The organism is Neisseria sp. P0021.S005, from assembly GCF_051956955.1.
In genome coordinates, this window is the sequence record NZ_JBQCWY010000850.1 from 1 (window position 1) to 670 (window position 670).

Genomic DNA, 670 nt, shown 5'->3' on the forward strand with positions numbered 1-670 from the left:
GAACCAGTTACCTTAAATCTCGTTTCCTGCCAAGTAACCCGACAGAAAACCAGTCAATGTAGAATGACGTTGCGGTAGCTTGCGCTACACAGCCCATTGACCAACTGCTGCAACGGCAGGCCTTAAGCGGCCAGTGCGTAAGTTTCGTCGTTTGCGACTATTTAAATTCAGTGTTTAACGGGAAATCTGAGACCCCGGTATGCCCGCATCTGCTTTGCAACCCCCGTCGAAACCAAGATCGCCCCCAGATAGGTAAGGTCGATTATACGCATGTCAGCAGGCTTTGCCAAGTTGCTGTTTGATTAAAAAGGCCGTTTGAACAGCGGTTTGCTTTTTCAGACGGCCTCTTTGTTTAGGTTTATTGATGGTAGTTTTGCAAGAAGCGTTTGAGTTTGTCCATGGCTTCTTCGATTTGATGAACGGGCGGCAGGGTAACGATACGGAAGTGGTCGGGGCGTATCCAGTTGAAGCCTGTGCCTTGGACGAACAAGACTTTTTCACGTACGAGTAAGTCGTAGATGAATTTCATGTCGTCATGGATGCTGTACATTTCGGTATCGATTTTGGGGAACATATACAATGCGCCCATGGGTTTGACGCAGGATATGCCCGGAATCTGGTTGACCAGTTCCCATGCTTTGTTGCGTTGCTCGAGCAGGCGGCCGCCGGG

1 protein-coding gene and 1 other RNA gene are annotated in these 670 nt (G+C 49.4%); both read right to left on the reverse strand.

Annotated features, from left to right (window positions below; all coding sequences use genetic code 11):
- Positions 1-246: a transfer-messenger RNA gene (gene ssrA, locus ACTHUE_RS19760) on the reverse strand; the annotation flags it as partial.
- A 112-nt stretch (positions 247-358) separates the two neighbouring features.
- On the reverse strand, positions 359-670 hold a 312-nt coding region (locus tag ACTHUE_RS19765; protein ID WP_440424249.1), incomplete at its 5' end, for an aminotransferase class I/II-fold pyridoxal phosphate-dependent enzyme.